The sequence below is a fragment of the Streptomyces sp. NPDC006296 genome (genome assembly GCF_040613235.1).
GTDB lineage: Bacteria > Actinomycetota > Actinomycetes > Streptomycetales > Streptomycetaceae > Streptomyces.
Genome location: NZ_JBEXRT010000054.1, coordinates 1 through 23850, shown reverse-complemented (window position 1 = coordinate 23850; position 23850 = coordinate 1). Strand labels below are relative to the sequence as shown.

General features: G+C 71.8%; 20 protein-coding genes. 18 read left to right on the top strand and 2 right to left on the bottom strand.

Annotated elements, in window-relative coordinates; translation table 11 throughout:
* Window position 1: 1 nt before the first annotated feature.
* From murF to ABZ172_RS27260, 12 genes are all read left to right on the top strand, one after another.
* Window positions 2–1420 carry a UDP-N-acetylmuramoyl-tripeptide--D-alanyl-D-alanine ligase gene (murF, locus tag ABZ172_RS27315; protein ID WP_356887529.1) on the top strand — a complete coding sequence of 473 codons (1419 nt, stop codon included), beginning with the start codon at window positions 2–4 and terminating at the stop codon, window positions 1418–1420.
* Window positions 1417–2487 (top strand): phospho-N-acetylmuramoyl-pentapeptide-transferase, encoded by a 1071-nt coding sequence (gene mraY, locus ABZ172_RS27310; protein ID WP_356887527.1) that lies wholly within the window; start codon window positions 1417–1419, stop codon window positions 2485–2487. Before murF ends, mraY begins: the two co-directional genes overlap by 4 nt.
* Window positions 2469–3902, top strand: a complete 1434-nt coding sequence (gene murD / locus ABZ172_RS27305) for a UDP-N-acetylmuramoyl-L-alanine--D-glutamate ligase (RefSeq protein WP_356887525.1) — start codon at window positions 2469–2471, stop codon at window positions 3900–3902. The genes mraY and murD overlap by 19 nt, the downstream gene beginning before the upstream one ends.
* Before the next feature lie 121 nt (window positions 3903–4023).
* Entirely contained in the window at window positions 4024–5484 is a 1461-nt protein-coding gene (gene ftsW, locus ABZ172_RS27300) for a putative lipid II flippase FtsW (protein WP_356887523.1), read from the top strand.
* Window positions 5485–5490: 6 nt separating this feature from the next.
* Complete coding sequence (murG, locus tag ABZ172_RS27295; RefSeq protein WP_356887521.1) at window positions 5491–6585, top strand: undecaprenyldiphospho-muramoylpentapeptide beta-N-acetylglucosaminyltransferase; 1095 nt, start codon at window positions 5491–5493, stop codon at window positions 6583–6585.
* A 49-nt stretch (window positions 6586–6634) separates the two neighbouring features.
* Window positions 6635–7429: an FtsQ-type POTRA domain-containing protein gene (locus ABZ172_RS27290; RefSeq protein WP_356887519.1), complete on the top strand. Its 795-nt coding sequence runs from the start codon at window positions 6635–6637 to the stop codon at window positions 7427–7429.
* A gap of 276 nt (window positions 7430–7705) precedes the next feature.
* The gene (gene ftsZ, locus ABZ172_RS27285; RefSeq protein ID WP_356887517.1) at window positions 7706–8923 is read left to right on the top strand and encodes a cell division protein FtsZ; all 1218 of its coding nucleotides are present in this window, start codon (window positions 7706–7708) and stop codon (window positions 8921–8923) included.
* 17 nt (window positions 8924–8940) lie between these two features.
* Window positions 8941–9675: a peptidoglycan editing factor PgeF gene (gene pgeF, locus ABZ172_RS27280; RefSeq protein ID WP_356887515.1), complete on the top strand. Its 735-nt coding sequence runs from the start codon at window positions 8941–8943 to the stop codon at window positions 9673–9675.
* Window positions 9676–9681: 6 nt separating this feature from the next.
* Entirely contained in the window at window positions 9682–10401 is a 720-nt protein-coding gene (locus ABZ172_RS27275; protein ID WP_356887513.1) for a YggS family pyridoxal phosphate-dependent enzyme, read from the top strand.
* A 126-nt stretch (window positions 10402–10527) separates the two neighbouring features.
* Window positions 10528–11139 (top strand): cell division protein SepF, encoded by a 612-nt coding sequence (gene sepF / locus ABZ172_RS27270; RefSeq protein WP_356887511.1) that lies wholly within the window; start codon window positions 10528–10530, stop codon window positions 11137–11139.
* Between the two features lie 68 nt (window positions 11140–11207).
* On the top strand, window positions 11208–11504 hold the full coding sequence (locus ABZ172_RS27265) for a YggT family protein (RefSeq protein ID WP_150490233.1): 297 nt from the start codon (window positions 11208–11210) through the stop codon (window positions 11502–11504).
* A 49-nt stretch (window positions 11505–11553) separates the two neighbouring features.
* A complete protein-coding gene (locus ABZ172_RS27260; protein WP_356887509.1) occupies window positions 11554–12729 on the top strand; it encodes a DivIVA domain-containing protein in 1176 nt (391 codons plus the stop codon).
* A gap of 644 nt (window positions 12730–13373) precedes the next feature.
* On the opposite strand, the gene ileS is transcribed toward ABZ172_RS27260, so the two are convergent.
* Window positions 13374–16523 carry an isoleucine--tRNA ligase gene (gene ileS / locus ABZ172_RS27255; protein WP_356887507.1) on the bottom strand — a complete coding sequence of 1050 codons (3150 nt, stop codon included), beginning with the start codon at window positions 16521–16523 and terminating at the stop codon, window positions 13374–13376.
* A 565-nt stretch (window positions 16524–17088) separates the two neighbouring features.
* Between ileS and ABZ172_RS27250 the strand changes: the two genes are divergently transcribed.
* From ABZ172_RS27250 to ABZ172_RS27230, 5 genes are all read left to right on the top strand, one after another.
* On the top strand, window positions 17089–17979 hold the full coding sequence (locus ABZ172_RS27250) for a TraR/DksA C4-type zinc finger protein (RefSeq protein ID WP_356887505.1): 891 nt from the start codon (window positions 17089–17091) through the stop codon (window positions 17977–17979).
* Between the two features lie 272 nt (window positions 17980–18251).
* Window positions 18252–18848 carry a signal peptidase II gene (gene lspA / locus ABZ172_RS27245; RefSeq protein WP_356887503.1) on the top strand — a complete coding sequence of 199 codons (597 nt, stop codon included), beginning with the start codon at window positions 18252–18254 and terminating at the stop codon, window positions 18846–18848.
* Window positions 18849–18871: 23 nt separating this feature from the next.
* On the top strand, window positions 18872–19813 hold the full coding sequence (locus tag ABZ172_RS27240) for an RluA family pseudouridine synthase (RefSeq protein ID WP_356887501.1): 942 nt from the start codon (window positions 18872–18874) through the stop codon (window positions 19811–19813).
* A complete protein-coding gene (locus ABZ172_RS27235) occupies window positions 19810–20286 on the top strand; it encodes a GNAT family N-acetyltransferase (RefSeq protein ID WP_356887499.1) in 477 nt (158 codons plus the stop codon). The genes ABZ172_RS27240 and ABZ172_RS27235 overlap by 4 nt, the downstream gene beginning before the upstream one ends.
* 116 nt (window positions 20287–20402) lie before the next feature.
* Window positions 20403–21989: a Na+/H+ antiporter gene (locus ABZ172_RS27230; RefSeq protein ID WP_356887497.1), complete on the top strand. Its 1587-nt coding sequence runs from the start codon at window positions 20403–20405 to the stop codon at window positions 21987–21989.
* Between the two features lie 19 nt (window positions 21990–22008).
* On the opposite strand, the gene ABZ172_RS27225 is transcribed toward ABZ172_RS27230, so the two are convergent.
* Window positions 22009–23136 (bottom strand): mechanosensitive ion channel domain-containing protein, encoded by a 1128-nt coding sequence (locus ABZ172_RS27225; protein WP_356887495.1) that lies wholly within the window; start codon window positions 23134–23136, stop codon window positions 22009–22011.
* Between the two features lie 39 nt (window positions 23137–23175).
* On the opposite strand from ABZ172_RS27225, the gene ABZ172_RS27220 reads away from it, so the two are divergent.
* The gene (locus ABZ172_RS27220; protein WP_356887493.1) at window positions 23176–23754 is read left to right on the top strand and encodes a dienelactone hydrolase family protein; all 579 of its coding nucleotides are present in this window, start codon (window positions 23176–23178) and stop codon (window positions 23752–23754) included.
* Window positions 23755–23850: the final 96 nt, after the last annotated feature.

Below are 23850 nucleotides of genomic sequence, written 5' to 3'. Positions count from 1 at the left end.
AGTGATCGCCCTTTCCCTCGCCGAGATCGCCGGAATCGTCGGCGGGCAGGCGCACGACGTACCGGACCCGTCCGCCACCGTCACCGGACCCGTCGTCATCGACTCCCGGGAGGTGCGGCAGGGCTCCCTCTTCGCCGCGTTCGCCGGTGAGCGGGTCGACGGCCACGACTACGCCCGGCGCGCCGTCGAGGCGGGAGCGGTGGCCGTGCTCGCCGCCCGCCCCCTCGGCGTCCCCGCGATCGTCGTCGACGACGTCGTGGCCGCCCTCGGCTCCCTCGCCCGTGCCGTCGTCGAACGCCTCGGCACCAGCGTCGTCGCGCTGACCGGGTCGGCCGGCAAGACGTCCACGAAGGACCTGATCGCCCAGATCCTGGAACACCGGGCGCCCACGGTCTGGACGCCCGGCTCCCTCAACAACGAGATCGGGCTGCCGCTCACCGCCCTGCGCGCCACGGCGGAAACCCGCCATCTCGTGCTGGAGATGGGCGCCCGGGGCATCGGCCACATCGAGTACCTCGCGGGCCTGACCCCGCCCCGGATCGGCCTGGTCCTCAACGTGGGCAGCGCCCACATCGGGGAGTTCGGCAGCCGTGAGGCGATCGCCCGCGCCAAGGGCGAGCTCGTCGAGGTCCTGCCCGCGGACGGCGCGGCGATCCTGAACGCCGACGACCCGCTCGTCCGCGCGATGGCGTCCCGCACAAAGGCACGGGTGCTCCTCTTCGGGGAGGCCCCGGATGCGGACGTACGGGGAGAGAACGTACGGCTCACGGACGACGGACGGCCCGCTTTCGCCCTCCACACACCCACCGGGTGCAGCGACGTGACCTTGCGCCTGTACGGTGAGCACCACGTGTCGAACGCGCTCGCCGCGGCCGCCGTCGCCCATGAGTTGGGCATGTCCGTGACCGAGATCGCCGATGCGCTCTCCGGGGCGGGCACCCTCTCCCGCTGGCGCATGGAGGTCACCGAGCGTCCGGACGGTGTGACGATCGTCAACGACGCCTACAACGCGAACCCCGAATCCATGAAGGCCGCACTCCGTGCGCTGGCCGCCATGGGCAAGGCCCGACGGGCAGCCGGGGGGCGCACGTGGGCGGTGCTCGGCCAGATGGCCGAGCTCGGGGACGCGTCACTCGCCGAGCACGACGCGGTCGGACGGCTCGCCGTCCGGCTCAACGTCAGCAAGCTCGTCGCTGTCGGGGGCCAAGAAGCCTCCTGGCTGCAACTGGGCGCATACAACGAGGGTTCGTGGGGTGAGGAGTCGGTGCACGTGTCCGACGCAGAGGCGGCCGTCGGCCTGTTGCGCAGTGAACTGCGCCCGGGAGACGTCGTGCTGGTGAAGGCGTCCCGGTCGGTCGGCCTGGAGAGGGTCGCCCTGGCACTGCTGGAGACCACCGAGGGCGAGGTCGCCGTCCGATGAGGCAGATCCTCTTCGCGGGGGCCATAGGGCTCTTCCTGACCCTGGTCGGAACCCCGCTGCTGATCAAACTCCTGGCCCGCAAGGGCTACGGGCAGTTCATCCGGGACGACGGCCCCCGTACCCACGGCAGCAAAAAGGGCACGCCCACCATGGGTGGCATCGCCTTCATCCTGGCCACGATCATCGCCTACGTGCTGGCGAAGGTGATCACCGGCGAGGACATGCGCTTCTCCGGTGTGCTCGTCCTGTTCCTGATGGCGGGGATGGGCCTCGTCGGGTTCCTCGACGACTACATCAAGATCGTGAAGCAGCGCTCGCTGGGGCTGCGGGCCAAGGCCAAGATGGCCGGCCAGCTGATCGTCGGCATCGCGTTCGCCGTGCTCTCGCTCCAGTTCGCCGACCTGCGGGGCAACACCCCGGCGTCCACCCGGCTCTCGTTCGTCGAGGACTTCGGCTGGTCCATCGGACCGGTGCTGTTCGTCGTCTGGGCGCTGTTCATGATTCTCGCCATGTCCAACGGCGTGAACCTGACGGACGGTCTGGACGGCCTGGCCACCGGTGCGTCGGTGATGGTCTTCGGCGCGTACACCTTCATCGGGCTCTGGCAGTTCCAGGAGTCCTGCGCCAACGCGACCACCCTCACCAACCCCGAAGCCTGTTTCGAGGTGCGCGACCCACTCGACCTCGCGGTCGTCGCCTCGGCCCTGATGGGCGCCTGCTTCGGCTTCCTGTGGTGGAACACCTCACCCGCGAAGATCTTCATGGGTGACACCGGTTCGCTCGCCCTCGGCGGCGCGCTCGCGGGTCTCGCGATCTGCTCCCGCACCGAGTTCCTGCTCGCCATCCTCGGCGGCCTCTTCGTGATGATCACCATGTCCGTGGTCATCCAGGTCGGCTCGTTCAAGATGACCGGCAAGCGGGTGTTCCGGATGGCTCCGCTCCAGCACCACTTCGAACTCAAGGGGTGGTCCGAGGTCCTTGTCGTGGTCCGCTTCTGGATCATCCAGGGCATGTGCGTGATCGTCGGACTCGGCCTCTTCTACGCGGGATGGGCAGCCAAGAAGTGAGCAGCACGGACTGGCGGGGCAAGCGCGTCACGGTCGCCGGACTCGGCGTCAGCGGGATCCCCGCGGCCCGTGCCCTGCACGAGCGCGGGGCGCTCGTCACCGTCGTCAACGACGGCGACGACGAGCGCTCCCGCGCTCAGGGCGCCGAACTGGAGGCGCTCGGGATCACCGTGCGCCTCGGCGACGGCGACACCCTTCCCGGGTCCACCGAGCTCGTGGTCACGGCCCCCGGCTGGAAGCCGGACAAGGCGCTCTTCCGGGCGGCCGCCGAGGCGGACGTCCCCGTCTGGGGCGACGTCGAACTCGCCTGGCGGCTGCGGGGGCCGGGGGCCGCGCCGTGGCTCGCCGTCACCGGCACCAACGGCAAGACCACCACCGTGCGGATGCTCGCCTCGATCCTCGGCGCAGCCGGCCTGCGCACGGCCGCCGTCGGGAACATCGGGGTGTCCCTGCTGGACGCGGTGCTCGGCGACGAGCCGTACGACGTGCTCGCCGTCGAGCTCTCCAGCTACCAGCTCCACTGGGCGCCGTCGCTGCGCGCCCACTCCGGGGCCGTCCTCAACCTGGCCCCCGACCACCTCGACTGGCACGGCTCCATGGCCGGTTACGCCGCCGACAAGGGCCGGATCTACGAGGGCAACAGCGTCGCCTGCGTGTACAACGCGCAGGACGCGGCGACCGAGGACCTCGTGCGCGAGGCCGATGTCGAGGAGGGCTGCCGGGCCATCGGCTTCACCCTCGGCACACCGGCCCCCTCGCAGCTCGGGGTGGTCGACGGCATCCTCGTCGACCGGGCCTTCGTCCCCGACCGCCACCAGCAGGCCCAGGAGCTCGCCGAGGTCGGCGACGTCGACCCGCCGGCCCCGCACAACATCGCCAACGCCCTGGCCGCGGCGGCGCTGGCCCGCGCGTTCGGGGTGCCGCCCGCCGCGGTGCGCGACGGACTGCGGGCCTTCCGCCCGGACGCCCATCGCATCGAGCACGTGGCCGACGTCGCCGGTGTCACGTACATCGACGACTCCAAGGCCACCAACACCCACGCCGCCGAGGCCTCGCTCGCCGCCTACGAGCCGATCGTCTGGATCGCCGGCGGTCTCGCCAAGGGCGCCACCTTCGACGGACTGGTCACCGGCGCGGCGAAGCGGCTGCGGGGCGTCGTGCTGATGGGCGCCGACCGGGCACTCATCGCCGAAGCCCTGGCGCGACACGCCCCCGAGGTACCGGTGGTCGACCTCGACCGGACCGACACTGGGGCGATGTCCGCGGCGGTCCTCGAAGCGGCACGGCTGGCCCGGCCGGGCGACACCGTCCTGCTGGCCCCGGCCTGCGCCTCGATGGACATGTTCGTGAACTACAACAAGCGGGGCGAGGCGTTCGCGGACGCGGTCCGCGGACTCGCCGACGAGAGCGCCTGACGGGTCCGGTCCCCGCGCCGTACCGTGCCGGAGGACCGGAACGCCCGGGACCCGGTCACGCGCGGCACCGCCGGGGTCCCGGCGACGGTCCCGGGCACGAACAGTGGAGGGGACAGCGACCATGCCGGCCGACGAGAGCTCAGCCGCGAGCGGCACCGACCGCCCAGGGGCGGGTGCGGCGATCAGCCGGGCGCTCACCCCGCCCCTGCTCGCCGGACCGCTGCCCGCGGGCCCCGGACCCTTCCGCGGGCTCGCCCTGCGGAGCCGGCCCGCCACCGGCTCCCGCCGGCCCCCGGTGCCGCGCGCCGGCGGCCGCACCGCGGGCACACCGCCCCGGCCGGGCCGCCGGGACGGGATGCGGCGGACCTACGAGCGGGCACGACGGGCCTGGGACCGCCCCCTGACGGCGTACTACCTGATTCTCGGCGCGGGACTGCTGATCACCGTCCTCGGCCTCGTGATGGTCTACTCCGCCTCGATGATCAAGGCGCTGGAGCTGTCCAGGCCCAGCACCTACTTCTTCCGCAAGCAGTTCGTCGCCGCCGTCATCGGGGCCTGCCTGATGCTGCTGGCCTCCCGGATGCCCCTCAAGCTCCACCGGGCACTGGCCTACCCGCTGCTCGCCGTCACGGTCTTCCTGATGGTCCTGGTCCAGGTGCCCGGCATAGGGATGTCGGTCAACGGCAACCAGAACTGGATCTACCTGGGCGGTCCCTTCCAGCTCCAGCCCAGCGAGTTCGGCAAGCTCGCCCTGATCCTCTGGGGCGCGGACCTGCTCGCCCGCAAGCAGGACAAGCGGCTGCTGGCCCAGTGGAAGCACATGCTGGTGCCGCTGGTCCCGGTCGCCTTCATGCTGCTCGGACTGATCATGCTCGGCGGCGACATGGGAACCGCGATCATCCTGACCGCGATCCTCTTCGGCCTGCTCTGGCTGGCCGGCGCCCCCACCCGGCTCTTCGCCGGGGTGCTCGGCTTCGCCGTGCTCATCGGATTCGTCCTCATCAAGACCAGCCCCAACCGGATGTCCCGGCTCGGCTGCATCGGTGCCTCCGAACCGGGGCCCGGTGACTCCTGCTGGCAGGCGGTGCACGGAATCTACGCGCTCGCGTCCGGCGGCTGGTTCGGTTCCGGGCTCGGTGCGAGTGTGGAAAAATGGGGTCAACTCCCCGAGCCGCACACCGACTTCATCTTCGCCATCACCGGGGAGGAACTGGGCCTGGCGGGGACGCTGTCGGTGCTGGCCCTCTTCGCGGCTCTAGGCTATGCGGGTATCCGCGTGGCCGGACGCACGGAGGACCCCTTCGTGAGGTACGCAGCCGGAGGCGTGACCACCTGGATCACGGCGCAGGCCGTGATCAACATCGGTGCGGTGCTCGGCCTGTTGCCGATCGCCGGTGTCCCGCTGCCGCTGTTCTCCTACGGGGGCTCCGCCCTGCTGCCGACCATGTTCGCCGTGGGGCTCATGATCGCCTTCGCGCGGGAGGACCCGGCGGCGAGAGCGGCCCTGGCCATGCGGAGGCCCGGGGTCAGATGGAAGACGATGAGACGGCGCGTCACGAAGCGTCCGTCCGGAGAGCGGTGAATTTCGGTGCATGTCGTACTCGCCGGCGGGGGGACCGCCGGGCACATCGAGCCCGCGCTTGCCCTCGCAGACGCCCTGCGGAGGCAGGACCCGACCGTGGGAATCACTGCCCTCGGCACGGAACGCGGACTGGAGACCAGGCTCGTACCCGAGCGGGGATACGAACTGGCGCTGATCCCCGCCGTGCCGCTGCCGCGCAAGCCCACACCCGAGCTGATCACCGTCCCGGGACGGCTGCGCGGCACCATCAAGGCCGCCGAGCAGATCCTGGAGCGCACCAAGGCGGACTGCGTGATCGGCTTCGGCGGTTACGTCGCCCTGCCCGGCTACCTCGCGGCCAAGCGCGTCGGCGTCCCGATCGTCGTCCACGAGGCCAACGCCAGGCCGGGCCTGGCCAACAAGATCGGCTCGCGGTACGCCCACGGGGTCGCCGTCTCCACCCCGGACAGCAAGCTGCGCGGCGCCCGCTACATCGGCATCCCGCTGCGCCGCACCATCGCCACCCTCGACCGGGCGCGGGTCCGTCCCGAGGCGCGTGCCGCCTTCGGCCTCGACCCGAACCTGCCGACCCTGCTCGTCTCCGGCGGTTCGCAGGGCGCCCGCCACCTCAACGAGGTGGTCACCCGGATCGCGCCGCTGCTCCAGCGGTCCGGGATCCAGATCCTCCACGTGGTCGGTCCGAAGAACGAATTGCCGCGTATCGACAACATGCCCGGGATGCCGCCCTACATCCCGGTACCGTACGTGGACCGGATGGACCTCGCGTACGCCGCGGCCGACATGATGCTCTGCCGCGCGGGCGCGATGACCGTCGCCGAACTCTCCGCCGTCGGACTGCCCGCCGCCTACGTCCCGTTGCCGATCGGCAACGGCGAACAGCGGCTGAACGCCCAGCCGGTGGTCAACGCCGGCGGCGGTCTGCTGGTGGACGACGCGGCGCTGACCCCGGAATGGGTGCAGGGCAACGTCCTCCCGGTGCTCTCGGACCCGCACCGGCTGTACGAGATGTCCCGTGCGGCCGCGGAGTTCGGGCGCCGGGACGCCGACGACCTGCTCGTCGGCATGGTGTACGAGGCGATCGCCGCACGCCGACAGGCGTGAGGCCGGGCGGACCCGGGGCGCAGGCCCCGGGTCCGGCGAAGGAGCGAGCGTGGCCGGACCGACGACCGTCCAGCGTGGCGAGGCCGAGCGGGCCGACACCCCGGCCCGCCCGCCGCACATCGAACCCGGGGGGCGCCGGCTCACCGGCCGGCTGCGGCTGATCCTGATCGCGGCCGGTGCGGTCCTGGTCGCCGGCGCGGCCGTCTGGGTGCTCTACGGGTCCTCCTGGCTGCGGCTGGAGCGGGTGACGACCACCGGCACCGACGTCCTGACCCGGAGCGAGGTCGAGGCCGCCGCGGCGGCCCCCGTGGGGTCTCCGCTGGCCTCCGTGGACACCGACGCGCTCGCGGACCGGTTGCGCCAGAAGTTGCCTCGTATCGACTCGGTGGATGTCGTACGGTCATGGCCGCACGGTGTCAGCCTTAGAGTGACCGAACGGAAACCGGTCCTTCTGGTCGAAAAGGGCGAGAAGTTCATCGAAGTGGATGCGAAAGGCGTGCGCTTCGCGACCGTGGACGAGGCACCCCCGCACGTGCCGGTCCTGCAGCTGTCGGCGGACCGGTCTCCGAGTCTGCGCCGCTTCGGCGGTGACCGGCTGTTGCGGGAAGCGGTCCGCGTCGCGGGGGACCTGCCGGGAAAGGTGGCCGGGGAGACCCGCACCGTACGGGTCACCTCGTACGACTCCGCCGTCCTGGAACTGACCCGTGGACGGACCGTGATGTGGGGCAGCAGTGAGGAAGGTGCCGTGAAGGCACGGGTTCTCACCGCTCTCATGAAGGCGTCCCCCAAAGCGGGGCACTTCGACGTGAGCGCTCCCACCGCCCCTGCTGTGTCCAAGAGTTGACGCACGTTTCGCCTGGCCAGCCCCCTGGTTGGTCAGCGCTCCGCGTGATCACATAGGGTGAAAAGAAAAACGGGAGGTTCGGCGTGTTCGTTGAACGTGCGCCACGTGTCGACTTAGTGTCCTGTTCGGAAGAGTCCAAGAAGCAGACACACTGGTAACCCTAAACTTCAGCGTTAGGGTTTGGGTCGGCGTCCGGACCGGCCCCATCGGCATCCGTCGTCGCGGCGGGAATCCCGTGAAGCGACGACACGTAACTCGAGGCGAGAGGCCTTCGACGTGGCAGCACCGCAGAACTACCTCGCAGTCATCAAGGTCATCGGTGTCGGCGGCGGTGGTGTCAATGCCATCAACCGAATGATCGAGGTCGGTCTCAAGGGCGTCGAGTTCATCGCCATCAACACCGATGCGCAAGCACTGTTGATGAGCGACGCCGACGTCAAGCTCGACGTCGGCCGTGAACTCACCCGCGGCCTCGGCGCCGGGGCGAACCCGGCCGTCGGTCGCAAGGCGGCAGAGGACCACCGTGAGGAGATCGAGGAGGTCCTCAAGGGGGCCGACATGGTCTTCGTCACCGCAGGAGAGGGCGGCGGCACCGGTACCGGCGGCGCACCCGTCGTCGCCAACATCGCGCGCTCGCTCGGCGCCCTGACGATCGGTGTGGTCACCCGCCCGTTCACCTTCGAGGGCCGGCGGCGTGCGAACCAGGCGGAGGACGGCATCGCCGAGCTCCGCGAAGAGGTCGACACCCTCATCGTCATCCCCAACGACCGGCTGCTGTCCATCTCGGACCGCCAGGTCAGCGTGCTCGACGCGTTCAAGTCGGCCGACCAGGTGCTGCTCTCGGGCGTCCAGGGCATCACCGACCTCATCACCACCCCGGGCCTGATCAACCTCGACTTCGCCGACGTCAAGTCGGTCATGTCCGAGGCCGGATCGGCGCTCATGGGCATCGGCTCCGCCCGCGGCGACGACCGCGCGGTGGCCGCCGCGGAGATGGCGATCTCCTCGCCGCTCCTGGAGGCGTCCATCGACGGCGCCCGCGGTGTGCTGCTCTCCATCTCCGGCGGCAGCGACCTCGGTCTCTTCGAGATCAACGAGGCCGCGCAGCTGGTGAGCGAGGCGGCCCACCCGGAGGCGAACATCATCTTCGGCGCGGTCATCGACGACGCGCTGGGCGACGAGGTCCGGGTCACGGTCATCGCCGCGGGCTTCGACGGCGGGCAGCCGCCGGCCCGCAGGGAGACCGTCCTCGGGGCGGGCGCGTCCAAGCGGGAGGAGCCGGCCGCGCCGGCCCGCACCGCCGAACCGGCGCGCCAGACGGGCGGACTCGGCTCCGTGCCGCCGCGCGAGGAGTCCCCGACGCCGGCGGCCGAGCCCGTGCCGGTGGCGAGCGAGAGCGCGCTGCCGCCGGTGAACCCGCCGCACGTCCCGACGGCCCGTCCCTACCAGGACAACCAGGCCGAAGAGCTGGACGTCCCGGACTTCTTGAAGTGATAGGTCCGCAGCCCGCGGTGCGAACCGCGGAGTCCTCGACGGGCGGCGCCCGCTTCGCCTTCACCGACCGGTGGGGCGGAGTGAGCGCCGTTCCGTACGAGGAGCTCAACCTCGGCGGCGCGGTCGGCGACGACCCCGCCGCCGTCCTCACGAACCGTGCCCGCGCGGCCCGTTCCCTCGGACTCGACCCGGCCCGCGTGGTCTGGATGAACCAGGTGCACGGGCGCGACGTGGCCGTGGTCGACGGCCCCTGGAGCGACGCCCCGGGCGCCGTTCCCGCCGTGGACGCCGTGGTGACGGCGCGGCGCGGGCTGCCCCTCGCGGTGCTCACCGCGGACTGCACCCCCGTGCTCCTCGCCGATCCGGTGGCCGGTGTCGTCGCGGCCGCCCACGCGGGGCGGCCCGGTCTGGTCGCGGGGGTGGTCCCGGCCGCGGTCGAGGCCATGACCGCGCTCGGCGCCGAACCCTCCCGGATCACCGCGCACACCGGACCGGCCGTCTGCGGGCGGTGCTACGAGGTGCCGGAGGAGATGCGGGCCGAGGTGGCCGCCGTCGTCCCGGCCTCGTGGTCGGAGACCGGCTGGGGCACACCCGCGGTGGACGTCACGGCCGGGGTGCACGCGCAGCTCGACGAGCTCGGCGTCGTCGACCGGCACAGCTCGCCGTTCTGCACCCTGGAGTCGGGCGACCACTTCTCGTACCGCCGGGACCGCACCACGGGGCGGCTCGCCGGTTATGTCTGGTTGGACTGATAGGGCATGACGGACCGCAGGACCCAACTCGCCGCCAACCTGGCCCTGGTCGAGGAGCGCATCGCGTCCGCCTGCGCCTCGGCGGGGCGCGGGCGGGAGGACGTGACCCTCATCGTGGTCACCAAGACCTACCCCGCGAGCGATGTGCGCATTCTTCACGAACTCGGCGTGCGCCAGGTCGCGGAGAACCGCGACCAGGACGCGGCGCCCAAGGCCGCCGCGTGTGCGGACCTGCCGCTCACCTGGCACTTCGTCGGACAGCTGCAGACCAACAAGGTCCGCTCCGTCGCCGGTTACGCCGATGTCGTCCAGTCGGTGGACCGGGTGAAGCTGGTCACCGCGCTCTCGGCGGCAGCGGTGCGGGGCGGGCGCGAGCTCGGCTGCCTCCTCCAGGTCGCCCTCGACGCGGAGAGCGGCGAGCGCGGCGACCGGGGCGGCGTCGCGCCGGACGCGATCGAGGAGTTGGCCGCGGCCGTCGAGGCGGCGGAAGGACTCCGGCTCGACGGCCTGATGACGGTCGCCCCGCTCGCGGGCCCGTACGCCGGACGGCAACGGGCCGCGTTCGACCGCCTCATGGAAATCTCGTCCCGCCTGCGCGGGAACCATCCGGCTGCGAACATGGTCTCTGCCGGGATGAGCGCGGATCTCGAGGACGCGATCGCGGCCGGGGCGACACATGTACGCGTCGGTACGGCGGTACTCGGAGTCCGACCCCGGCTCGGGTAACGTCGCGAAGCAAGTCGGACCACAGCAGAAAATATGGTCATTCCCGCTCAGGCGGACTGGCCGGAGTGGATCTCGGGCACTTGGTGACACGAATGCCGATCCACCACAGAGCGGAGGACTCGGAGCATGGCCGGCGCGATGCGCAAGATGGCGGTCTACCTCGGCCTCGTGGAGGACGATGGGTACGACGGTCCGGGGTTCGACCCCGACGACGAATTCGAACCCGAGCCGGAGCCCGACCGCGACCGGCGGCGGCACCAGCCCGCGCATCCGGTGGAGCGGGAAAGGGACGAACCGGTGCGATCGGTACAGCCGCCCGCGCCGCGGGAGCCGGTTCAGCTCCCGGCGGACAGCGGTCGACCCGCCCGGATCGCCCCCGTGGCATCCATCACACCTGATCGACCGAACCTGGAGAAGAACGCACCGGTGATCATGCCCAAGGTCGTGTCCGAGCGTGAGCCCTACCGGATCACCACGCTGCACCCCAGGACCTACAACGAGGCCCGTACCATCGGGGAACACTTCCGCGAGGGCACTCCGGTGATCATGAACCTCACGGAGATGGACGACACGGATGCGAAGCGACTTGTCGACTTTGCCGCGGGACTCGTCTTCGGTCTCCATGGCAGCATTGAGCGCGTGACGCAGAAGGTGTTCCTGTTGTCGCCTGCTAACGTCGATGTCACGGCGGAGGACAAGGCTCGCATCGCAGAGGGCGGGTTCTTCAACCAGAGCTGAGAACACCGGGAACAAACCCGGCCGGGAGGCCGGGGCTACGAGAGCCAGGGGAGAGGGAAGCGCGAACCATGGGCGTCGCACTGGATGTGGTCTATATCGCGCTGATGTGTTTCCTCATCGTGCTGATCTTCCGGCTGGTCATGGACTATGTCTTCCAGTTCGCACGTTCATGGCAGCCAGGCAAGGCGATGGTGGTCGTTCTCGAGGGCACTTACACTGTCACGGATCCACCGCTGAAGCTTCTGCGGCGGTTCATACCGCCGTTGCGTCTCGGGGGCGTGGCACTGGACCTGTCCTTCTTCGTTCTGATGATCATCGTCTACATTCTGCTCAGCATCGTGGGCAAGCTTGCGAGCAGCGTGTGAACGATACGGTCTTGCCGACTGCCGACGACTACGTAGAGGTGAAGAAGAGATGCCGCTGACCCCCGAGGACGTGCGGAACAAGCAGTTCACGACCGTCCGCCTCCGAGAAGGCTATGACGAGGACGAGGTCGATGCCTTCCTCGACGAGGTCGAGTCGGAACTGACCCGTCTGCTGCGTGAGAACGAGGACCTGCGCGCCAAGCTGGCCGCCGCCACGCGCGCGGCCGCGCAGAACCAGCAGCAGCAGGGCATGCGCAAGCCACCTGAACAGCAGGAGCGGCCGGGCGCCCCGGTACCGGCGGCCATATCTGGTCCACCGGCGCAGCAGCAGCAGCCCCCGCAGATGGGTCCCCCCCAGCTGCCCGGTGGTGCTCCCCAGCTGCCCGCCGGTCCCAGCGGCCACGGTCCCCAGGGCGGCCACGGCCCCGGCCCGCAGGGCCCGCACGGCCCCGGCCCGATGCAGGGCGGTCCCATGGGTGGCCCGATGGGCGGCCCCATGGGCGGTCACCCCCAGCAGCAGCAGATGCAGCAGATGCAGCAGCAGCAGCAGCAGCAGCAACAGCAGCAGATGCAGCAGTCCGGTCAGGGCCAGGGCCCCGGTGGCGACAGCGCCGCTCGTGTCCTCTCCCTCGCCCAGCAGACCGCCGACCAGGCGATCGCGGAGGCGCGCTCCGAGGCCAACAAGATCGTCGGTGAGGCACGCAGCCGCGCCGAGGGGCTGGAGCGCGACGCCCGTGCCAAGGCGGACGCCCTGGAGCGGGACGCGCAGGAGAAGCACCGCGTGGCGATGGGCTCGCTGGAGTCGGCCCGCGCGACGCTGGAGCGCAAGGTCGAGGACCTGCGCGGCTTCGAGCGCGAGTACCGGACCCGCCTGAAGTCCTACCTGGAGAGCCAGCTGCGTCAGCTGGAGACCCAGTCCGACGACTCGCTGGCCCCGCCGCGCACCCCCGCCGCCGCCTCGCTCCCGCCGTCGCCCTCGCTGGCCCCGGCCGGCGCGGGTGCCATGGGACACACCATGAGCGGCAACCACGGCGGTCACGGCAGCCAGCAGATGGGCAGCGGCAACCAGTCGATGGGCGGTGGCCCGTCCTACGGCGGCGGCCAGCAGCAGATGTCGCCCGCGATGACGCAGCCCATGGCGCCGGTGCGGCCCCAGGCGCCGCAGCCGATGCAGCAGGCCCCGTCGCCGATGCGCGGGTTCCTGATCGACGAGGACGACAACTGAGCGGTTCGCGCTCGCTGAGCGCGTAGCCGTCGGCAGTCAGAAGGGCCGGACCCCGGGAATCCCCGGGGCCCGGCCCTTCTGCCGTGGCCGGACGCGGGCCGGCACCGCAGCGCGGTTCGGGGCGGTCCCGGGCTGTCGGCCGGGGTGGTGCCCCGGGGCGCCGCACGGGCCCGGTCGCCGAGGAGCAGTGCACGGGGGCGGGGCCGGCATCGCGGGGTGCGGCCCCGTAGCAGCCGTACGGAGGCGACGCGCGGAAGGCCGCCGCACGGCGGCGACCGAGCACCGGGGCGCCGAGGCTGACGCACACGGGGGCGGCGTCCGAGCACTGGGCACCCACGGCCCACCGGTCGCACGACCTCACGACCGCACAGGCCCGGACGCGGAGGCCGGCCCGGACGTACGGGCCCGGACGCCCGGTGGCCGGGCGGTTCACGGGCACCCCGAGGGCCGGGTGGGCGGGGGACCGGGCGGCCGGGGCTCCGGGGCCGTGCGAGGCCCCCATGACCGGGGTGGGTGCCGGGACCGGGCCGGCCCGGACGCACGGCGCCAGGTGCACGGGCCCGGGGCCGGGCGGGGCCCCGGGACGTGCGAAGGGGCCCGGCCGGGACGCGTGGTCCGGCCGGGCCCGTTCGCGGGCGGAACGGTTACCGCTCGGCCTTGCGGAGCCGGAACGTGAGGGACAGGCCCTCGTCCTCGAACGGGCTGCCGTACGTGTCGTCGGCCTCGCCCTGTGCGTAGTCCACCGCGAGGACCTCGTCGGCGATGAGGGACGCGTGTGCGGTCAGGGCCTCCGCGGTCCCGGCGGACGCCGACGTCCAGCGGACGGCGATCCGGTCGGACACCTCCAGGCCGCTGTTCTTGCGGGCCTCCTGGATCAGCCGGATCGCGTCACGGGCCAGTCCGGCGGCCCGCAGCTCGGGGGTGATCTCCAGGTCCAGGGCGACGGTCGCGCCCGAGTCGGACGCCACGGACCAGCCCTCGCGCGGGGTCTCCGTGATGATGACCTCGTCGGGGGCCAGCGTGACCTGCTCGCCGTCGACCTCCACCGAGGCGGTGCCCTCGCGCAGCGCCAGGCTCAGGGCGGCGGCGTCGGTGTTTGCGACGGCCTTCGCCACGGCCTGGACGCCCTTGCCGAACCGCTTGCCCAGCGCGCGGAAGTTCGCCTTGGCCGTGGTGTCGACCAGCGAGCCGCCGACCTCGGACAGGGAGGCCAGCGAGGAGACGTTCAGCTCCTCCGTGATCTGGGCGCGCAGCTCCGGCGTCAGCGACTCGAAGCCCGAGGCGGCGACCAGGGCCCGGGACAGCGGCTGCCGGGTCTTGACCCCCGACTCGGCCCGGGTGGCCCGTCCCAGCTCCACCAGGCGGCGCACCAGCGCCATCTGCACGGAGAGCGCCGGGTCGATCGCCGCCGGGTCCGCCTTCGGCCAGTCGGACAGGTGGACCGACTCCGGGGCGTCCGGGGTGACCGGCACGATCAGGTCCTGCCAGACCCGCTCCGTGATGAACGGGGTCAGCGGGGCCATCAGCCGGGTGACGGTCTCCACGACCTCGTGCAGGGTGCGCAGCGCCGCCTTGTCGCCCTGCCAGAAGCGGCGGCGGGAGCGGCGGACGTACCAGTTGGACAGGTCGTCGACGAACGCGGAGAGCAGTTTGCCCGCACGCTGGGTGTCGTACGCCTCCAGCGCCTTGGTCACCTCGTCGACCAGGGTGCCGAGCTCGCTCAGCAGCCAGCGGTCCAGGACCGTCCGGTCGGCGGGCGCGGGATCGGCGGCGGACGGCGCCCAGCCCGAGGTGCGGGCGTACAGCGCCTGGAAGGCCACGGTGTTCCAGTACGTGAGGAGGGTCTTGCGCACGACCTCCTGGATCGTGCCGTGGCCCACCCGGCGCGCCGCCCACGGCGAGCCGCCGGCCGCCATGAACCAGCGCACGGCGTCGGCGCCGTGCTGGTCCATCAGCGGGATCGGCTGGAGGATGTTGCCCAGGTGCTTGGACATCTTCCTGCCGTCCTCGGCGAGGATGTGGCCGAGGCAGACCACGTTCTCGTACGACGACTTGTCGAAGACCAGGGTGCCGACCGCCATGAGCGTGTAGAACCAGCCCCGGGTCTGGTCGATGGCCTCCGAGATGAACTGCGCCGGATAGCGGGACTCGAAGACCTCCTTGTTCCGGTAGGGGTAGCCCCACTGCGCGAACGGCATCGAGCCCGAGTCGTACCAGGCGTCGATGACCTCCGGGACGCGGTACGCCTCCAACTGGCAGTTCTCGTGCGAGCAGGTGAACGTGATCTCGTCGATGAACGGGCGGTGCGGGTCCAGCGCCGACTGGTCGGTGCCCGTGAGCTCCGTCAGTTCCGCGCGTGAGCCCACGCACGTCAGGTGGTCGTCCTCGCAGCGCCAGATGGGCAGCGGGGTGCCCCAGTAGCGGTTGCGGGACAGCGCCCAGTCGACGTTGTTGTTCAGCCAGTCGCCGAAGCGGCCGTTCTTGACGGAGTCCGGGAACCAGTTGGTCCTCTCGTTCTCCTGGAGGAGCCGGTCCTTGATCGCGGTGGTGCGGATGTACCAGGACGGCTGGGCGTAGTACAGCAGGGCCGTGTGGCAGCGCCAGCAGTGCGGGTAGCTGTGCTCGTACGGGACGTGGCGGAAGAGCCTGCCGCGCGCGTCCAGGTCCTCGGTGAGGGCCTCGTCGGCCTTCTTGAAGAACACACCGCCGACCAGCGGGAGGTCCTCCTCGAAGGTGCCGTCGGGGCGGACCGGGTTGACCACGGGAAGGCCGTAGGCACGGCAGACCTGGAGGTCGTCGGCGCCGAACGCGGGGGACTGGTGGACCAGACCCGTGCCGTCCTCGGTCGTGACGTACTCGGCGTTGACGACGAAGTGCGCCTCGGCGGGGAAGTCGACCAGCTGGAAGGGGCGCTCGTACGTCCAGCGCTCCATCTCCCGGCCGGTGAAGGACTCGCCGGTGAGCTCCCAGCCCTCGCCCAGCGCCTTCTCGACCAGCGGCCGGGCCACGACCAGCTTCTCCGTGCCGTCCGTGGCGACGACGTAGCTGACGTCGGGGTGCGCGGCGACGGCGGTGTTGGAGACCAGGGTCCACGGGGTCGTCGTCCAGACCAGCAGCGCGGCCTCGCCGGCGAGCGGGCCGCCGGTCAGCGGGAAGCGCACGAAGACCGACGGGTCGACGACCGTCTCGTACCCCTGGGCGAGCTCGTGGTCCGAGAGGCCGGTGCCGCAGCGCGGACACCAGGGCGCCACCCGGTGGTCCTGGACCAGCAGGTCCTTGCGGAAGATCTCCTTCAGCGACCACCACACGGAGTCGACGTACTCCGGGTCCATCGTGCGGTAGGCGTCGTCGAGGTCGACCCAGTACCCCATGCGGGTCGTGAGCTCGGTGAACGCGTCGGTGTGGCGGGTGACGGACTCACGGCACTTCGCGTTGAACTCGGCGATGCCGTAGGCCTCGATGTCCTTCTTGCCGTTGAAGCCCAGCTCCTTCTCCACCGCGAGCTCGACCGGCAGGCCGTGGCAGTCCCAGCCGGCCTTGCGGCCGACGTGGTAGCCCTGCATGGTGCGGAAGCGGGGGAAGACGTCCTTGAAGACGCGGGCCTCGATGTGGTGGGCACCGGGCATGCCGTTGGCGGTCGGCGGGCCCTCGTAGAAGACCCACTCGGGCCGGCCCTCGGACCGTTCGAGGCTCTTGGCGAAGACCTTGCCGTCACGCCAGAAGTCGAGCACGGCGTGCTCGAGGGCGGGCAGGTCGACCTGGGCGGGTACCTGGCGGTACTGCGGCGATGTCATGTGCGGGCTTCCTCCGGCGGACGTCTTCCACTTCCGTCGGAGGGACGAGAGCCGGATCTGCTCCCGCGGTACCACCCTCCTTGGCCCCGGGCGTGCGCCCACGGCCCCCTCATTGGGGTCGCGATGCCGGTTCTAGCGGCCTTGCGCCGGTGGGCGGGGCCCACGCGTCCAAGGCTTTCTTCCGGCGGCTCAGGGGTGATCTTCGCGGCGCGCTCGCCCCCGGGCTCCCACCGTCCCCGGGTCGCTCCTGGCTGCGTCCGACGCTACTCGTCCCGTCCATGCCTCTCGCTGCGCCCAGTGTACGGGCCCTCACGGGCGGCGGCCGACCGGTTTGTTCGCGGCAGGGGGCTTGACCCGAATGGCCAGTCGGGGCGGGCGGAGTCCCGGAGGGCGCGCGGGGGGCGGATTACCGGGCGGGGAGCGGGGCACAACGCTTGCAGGTGCCACCACCAGGCCGTGGGGAGGGGCGAACCGGCGGCGTGCCCCGTTGCCGCGGGGCCGGGGTCGATTTATCGTCCCAGCACGATTCGCGTGCAAGATCACAATATGTGAAGGGGCCGCGGCCATGGTGGCGAAGAAGACCGCCGCATCGAGAACGGCGTCCGAGAAGTCCACGGCTGCGGCTGCCGAGGAGAGGACCGCGAGCGAGGGCGGGAAGAAGCCGGCCGGGAAGAAGGCGGCCTCACGTCCGCCGGAGCCGGAACGGGCCGGCCGGGACCCGGGACAGGACGCGCCCGAGCAGAAGGGCGCGGCCCGCGGGAGCACCACGAAGAAGAGCGCCGCCCAAAAGAGCGCCACGAAGAAGGCGGCCGAGAAGGGCGCCACGAAGAAGAGCGCCACGAAGAAAAGCGCCACGAAGAAGAGCGCGTCGAAGAAGAGCACCACGAGGAAGAGCACGGCCGGCAAGGCGCCGGAGAATGCCACGGGGGCGGCTCAGGCCGCCGAGCAGACAGGAGTCCACACGGTGGTAGCCAAGAAGAGCGCGGCCCGGACGGCGGCTGCGGGAGAGGGCACCGCGACCGCGGTCGCCCCGGCCGGGGCCGGTGTGGCGACGGCGCCCGCCGACCTGGCGGTCAGGCCGGGGGAGGACCCCTGGACCCCGGAGGAGGTCCAGGAGGCGCGCACCGAGCTGACCGGGGAGGTCCTGCGGCTGCGCAGCGAGCTGGAGGCCTCGGGAGCCGCCCTGGCCGGTCTGATGCGCGACTCCGGGGACGGGGCGGGCGACGACGACGCGGACACCGGCACGAAGAACATCACCCGCGAGCACGAGCTGTCCCTGGCCGCCCACGCCCAGGAGACCCTGGAGCAGACCGAACGGGCCCTCGCCCGGCTCGACGCGGGGACGTACGGGCTGTGCGAGGTCTGCGGCAAGCCGATCGGCAAGGCGCGGATGCAGGCCTTCCCCCGGGCCACGCTCTGCGTCGAGGACAAGCAGAAGCAGGAGCGGCGCGGTTAGGGCGTACGGCGGAAGCACCGACCGTCCCGCCCTCCGCGCGGACGGCGCTCCTTCCGCCGTACGCCCCGGTCCGGCCGTACGCCCCGGTCCGGCCGTCCGTCCCGGGCACGCGACGGACGGCCGCCCGGACCACGGCGCCCGCGCCGGGACCGGGCTTCCCGCGGGCGGGGCCGCGGCGCGTCGGGGCAGGTGGTCCGGGGCCTGGGGCCCTCGGCCGCCCGGGTGTGTCGTACCCTCGTCCTCAGTCAGGTACCTAGGGTTGAGGGACTCACGTGGCAGAGGCGGAGCGCATCATCGGTACGCCGGACATCCCCGATGCCGAGGGGGCCGACGGGGCGGAGCCCCGGGAGCCCGCCGAGGGTTCCACCGCGGCCGGCGGCCGGGGCAGGAAGAAGATCCTCGCCCTCCTCGTGGTCGCCGTGCTCGCCTACCTGCTCGACCTGGTCAGCAAGATGATCGTGGTCGCGAAGCTGGAGCACGAGGAACCCATCGAGGTCTTCGGCGACTGGCTGAAGTTCGACGCGATCCGCAACGCGGGTGCCGCCTTCGGGATCGGTGAGGCGTTCACCGTGATCTTCACGGCCATCGCGGCCGTGGTGATCGTCGTGATCGTGCGCCTGGCCCGCAAGCTCTACAGCCTGCCCTGGGCCATCGCGCTTGGCCTCCTGCTCGGCGGAGCGCTCGGCAACCTCACCGACCGCATCTTCCGCGCGCCGGGCGTCTTCAAGGGCGCGGTCGTCGACTTCATCGCCCCGGCGCACTTCGCCGTCTTCAACCTCGCGGACTCCGCGATCGTGTGCGGCGGGATCCTCATCGTGATCCTCTCCTTCAGGGGTCTGGACCCCGACGGGACCGTGCACAAGGACTAGTGGGCGCAAGGCATACTCGACTGGTGAGTACGTATCCCGAGGTCCGCACCCTGCCCGTACCCGACGGCCTGGAGGGCGAGCGTGTCGACGCCGCCATCTCCCGGATGTTCGGTTTCTCCCGCACCAAGGCCGCCGAGCTGGCCGCCGCCGGGAAGGTACAGGTGGACGGTGCGGTGGCCGGGAAGTCCGAGCGGGTGCACGGCGGTGCGTGGCTTGAGGTGGAGATGCCCCAGGCGCCCGCCCCGGTGCAGATCGTCGCCGAGCCCGTCGAAGGCATGGAGATCGTCCACGACGACGACGACATCGTCGTGATCATGAAGCCGGTCGGCGTCGCCGCCCACCCCAGCCCCGGCTGGACCGGCACCACCGTCATCGGCGGCCTCGCCGCGGCCGGCTACCGCATCTCGACGTCGGGCGCCGCCGAGCGCCAGGGCATCGTGCACCGCCTGGACGTCGGCACCTCCGGCCTGATGGTCGTGGCCAAGTCCGAGCGTGCCTACACCCTGCTCAAGGCGCAGTTCCGCGACCGGGTCGTCGAGAAGAAGTACCACGCGCTGGTCCAGGGCCACCCGGACCCGATGAGCGGCACCATCGACGCACCCATCGGCCGCCACCCGCAGCACGACTACAAGTGGGCCGTCACCGCCGAGGGCAAGCCCTCCGTGACGCACTACGACCTCATCGAGGCCTACCGCGCGGCCAGCCTCCTCGACATCAAGCTGGAGACCGGGCGCACGCACCAGATCCGCGTCCACATGTCCGCGCACCGCCACCCCTGCGTCGGCGACCTCACCTACGGCGCCGACCCCACGCTCGCCAAGCGCCTCGGCCTGACCCGGCAGTGGCTGCACGCGGTCCGGCTCGGCTTCGAGCACCCCGCCGACGGCGGCTGGGTCGAGTTCGAGAGCTCCTACCCGGACGACCTGCGCCAGGCCCTCGACACCATCGCGGCGGAGAGCCAGTGACCGCCGCGACCACCCCCTGCCGCACCCGCAGGGCCCTCGACGAGAGCGACCTCGCCGCCTGCTTCCAGGTCCGCAGGGACGTCTTCGTCGGTGAGCAGCAGGTACCCGCGGACATCGAGTACGACGCGCTCGACGCGACGGCGGTGCACGTCCTCGCCGTGGCCGCGGACGGCTCCCCGCTCGGCACGGGGCGGCTGCTGCACGGCGCCGCCGCGGCGGACCGGACGGACGGCGACCCGGCTGTCGGATCGCTCGGCCGGCTCGCCGTGACCCGTGCGGCCCGCGGCCTGGGCGTCGGAGCGGCCCTGGTCCGGGCCATCGAGGACGAGGCCCGCGCGCTGGGCCTGGCCGCCGTCGACCTGCACGCCCAGACGCACGCGCTCGGCTTCTACGAGCGGCTCGGCTACACGGCGTACGGCCCCGAGTTCCCGGACGCAGGCATTCCGCACCGGTCCATGCGCCGCACGCTCTGACGGCGCCCCGCGCGGGGGGTGCCGCGGGTCCGCCGGTCCCGCGTGGCAGGCTGGGGGTCCGGGCCGGCCGGCCCGACCGACGGGCTCCGGGCCCGGCACGCTGCGGAAGGCACCACGTGGACCAGATGGCACTCCTGCTCCTGCTTCTCCTGGGAGCGGTGGTCACCGTGCCACTGGGGGAGAGACTGGGCCTTCCCGCACCGGTGCTCATGACGCTCGCCGGGATCGGCATGGCCTTCGCGAGCTTCGTCCCGGACGTGGACATCCCGCCGGAGATCATCCTGCCCGCCCTGCTGCCCCCGCTGCTCTACGCCTCGGTGCAGCGCACCTCCTGGCGCCAGTTCGCGGCGAACAGACGGCCGATCTTCCTGCTGGCGGTCGCCCTCGTCTTCGTCACGACGGCGGCCGTCGCCGCGGTCGCCGACGCGATCGTGCCGGGGCTCCCCATCGCCGCGGCGGTGGCCCTGGGCGCACTCGTCGCCCCGCCCGACCCCGTCGCCGCCACGGCGGTCGCCGGCTCGGTCGGGCTGCCGCGCAGGCTCGTCTCGATCCTGGAGGGCGAGGGGCTGTTCAACGACGTCACGGCCATCGTCCTCTACCACGTGGCGATCGCCGCCGCCGTCAGCGGCAGCTTCTCGCTCCCCGAGGCCTTCGGGCTCCTCGTGCTCTCCGCGGTCGTCGCCGTCGTGGTCGGCCTGGTCCTCGGCTGGCTGACCATCAAGCTGATGGGGCTGCTCGGCGACGCCACGCTCCAGGTCGGCCTGACCCTGCTGGTGCCCTTCGTCAGCTACGTCCTCGCCGAGGAACTGATGGGCTCCGGGGTGCTCGCCGTCCTCACCACCGCGCTCTTCCTCGCCGAGCACACGGCGGACGCCGACGACGTCCTCGGGCGCCTCACGGGCCGGTCCTTCTGGGAGATCGTCGACACCCTGGTGACCGGGGTCGCCTTCGGTCTCATCGGCCTGGAACTGCACACCGTCTTCGGCACCGCCGACGGACGCGAGCTGCAGTTCGTCGGCTGGGGGCTGGCGATCGTCGCGGTCGTCGTCGGCGTACGGCTCCTCTGGCTGCTGCCGGCCACCTGGCTCGCCAAGCGGCTCCACACGCGCCGCGACTACAGCGAGGAGATCCCCACCAGCTGGCGCGAGACCGTCGTCATGTGGTGGGCGGGGATGCGCGGGGTCGCCTCGGTGGCGCTGGCCCTGGCGATCCCGCTGGAGACGGCCGACGGGAAGCCCTTCCCCGGCCGGGACGAGATCATCTTCGTCGCGTTCGCCGTGATCATGGCCACCCTGGTGTTCCAGGGCCTGACCCTGCCCTGGCTGGTGCGCAGGCTCGGGGTGCGGGCCGACACCGACGCCGAAGAGGCCCTGGAGCGGGACCTCGCCATCAGGGCGGCGAAGGCGGCCAAACACCGGCTCAAGGAGATCGAGGACGTCGAGGACTTCCCCGAGGAGGTCCTGGACCGGCTCCACCGCGCGGCCTACGACATCGGTGCGCGGATCAGCCCGGACATGGTCGACGAGGAGCGGCGCGAGGCGTACGCGCAGCGCACGGAACGCTTCCGGGCGTTCGGCCGGGTGCAGCGCGAGCTCCTGTCGGCCGCCCGCCACGAGGTCCTCGCTGCCCGCAGCGAATCCGGCTCGGACCCGGAGGTCGTCGACCGGGTGCTGCGGTACCTCGACGTACGCAGCCTGCACTGAGCCGGCCGTCCCGGCGGGGTCAGCCGCGCCCCGTGCGGGGGGCCCTGTCCGGGGCCGGCACGTGGGGTCCGGACAGGACGGACTCCGTATCCGCCGGTCCGCTCCGGTGTCCGCCGGGCGCGGGCGCCGTCGCCACCCGGGGCAGGGCGTACGGATGGTGCTCGCGGAGCCAGGTGATCATCTGCTCCCGCACCGCGCAGCGCACCGTCCAGATGTCGTTCGCGTCCTTCGCCGTCACCACCGCCCGCACCTCGATGGTCGTGGGGGTGGTGTCGGTGACGGCCAGCGACCAGTCCCGGCCGTCCCAGGCGGCGCACTCGCCGAGGATGTCGCGCAGCCTGTCCCGCATCGCCGCGACCGGGGCCGCGTGGTCGAGCTGGAGGAAGACGGTGCCGGTCATCTGCGCCCCGCCGCGCGACCAGTTCTCGAACGGCCTGCTCGTGAAGTAGGACACCGGCATCGTGATCCGCCGCTCGTCCCAGGTCCGCACGGCGAGGAAGGTCAGGGTGACCTCCTCGACCGTCCCCCATTCGCCGTCCACCACCACGGTGTCCCCGATCCGCACCATGTCGCCGAAGGCGATCTGGAAGCCGGCGAAGACATTGCCGAGGGTGGACTGGGCGGCGACACCGGCGACGATGCCGATCACCCCCGCGGAGGCCAGCAGCGAGGTGCCGACCGTGCGCATCGCCGGGAAGGTGAGCAGCATCGCCGCGATCGCGACCGTCGCCACCACGACGGTGACCACCCGCTGGATCAGCGTGACCTGGGTGCGGACCCGGCGGACCCGGGCGGGATCGCGGGTGGAGGTCGCGTAGCGGGCGTAGGAGGCGTGCACGACGGTGGCGGCGACGCGGATCACCAGCCAGGCCGACGCCGCGATCAGCACCAGGGTCAGGAACTGGCCGATCCCCGCCCGGTGGTCCCGGACCACGTCCAGCCGGAGCTGCCCGAAGCTGGCCCTCAGCAGCGCCGTGCAGAGCACCACCTGCAGGGGAGGGCGGCAGAGCCGGAGCAGGCCCCACAGCGGTGTCTCGTCGTGGCGGCCGTCGGCGCGGCGCAGCAGCAGGTCGACCAGCCAGCCCACCAGCAGCGTGACGACCAGCGACCCGCCCACGACGAGCAGGGGCCGCACTACGTTCTCCATGTCCGTGGTCCTCCAAGCGATCAGGGCACAGCTGGCACCATGGGACGCATGAACATCATGCTTTTCCACTCGACCTACGGCCTGAGGCCCGCCGTGCACGCGGCTGCCGACCGGTTGCGCGCGGCCGGGCACGAGGTGCGCGTGCCCGATCTCTTCGAGGGACACACCTTCGACACGGTCGAGGAGGGAATGGCCTTCCGGGAGCAGGTGGGCAAGGACGAGCTGCTGAAGCGCGCCGTCCTGGCCGCCGCCCCCTACTCCGACCAGGGACTCGTCTACGCCGGGTTCTCCTTCGGCGCGTCCGTCGCGCAGACCCTCGCGCTCGGCGACGCCAAGGCGCGCGGACTGCTGCTGCTCCACGGCACGTCCGACATCGCGGAGAACGCCTCGGTGGACGAGCTGCCGGTGCAGCTGCACGTGGCGGATCCCGACCCGTTCGAGTCGCACGACTGGCAGACCAGCTGGTACCTCCAGATGCAGCGCACCGGCGCGGACGTCGAGGTCTACCGCTACCCCGGGGCCGGACACCTGTTCACGGACCCGGAGCTGCCCGACTTCGACGAGGACGCCGCCGAACTGGCCTGGAAAGTCTCGCTCGGCTTCCTGGCCACGCTCTGAGGGACGCGCGGGACGTGCGGGGCGGCGCGGGCCCCGACGACCGCCGCCCCGGCGGCGGACCGAGCGAACGGGCGGGCGGACACGGCACGTGTCCGC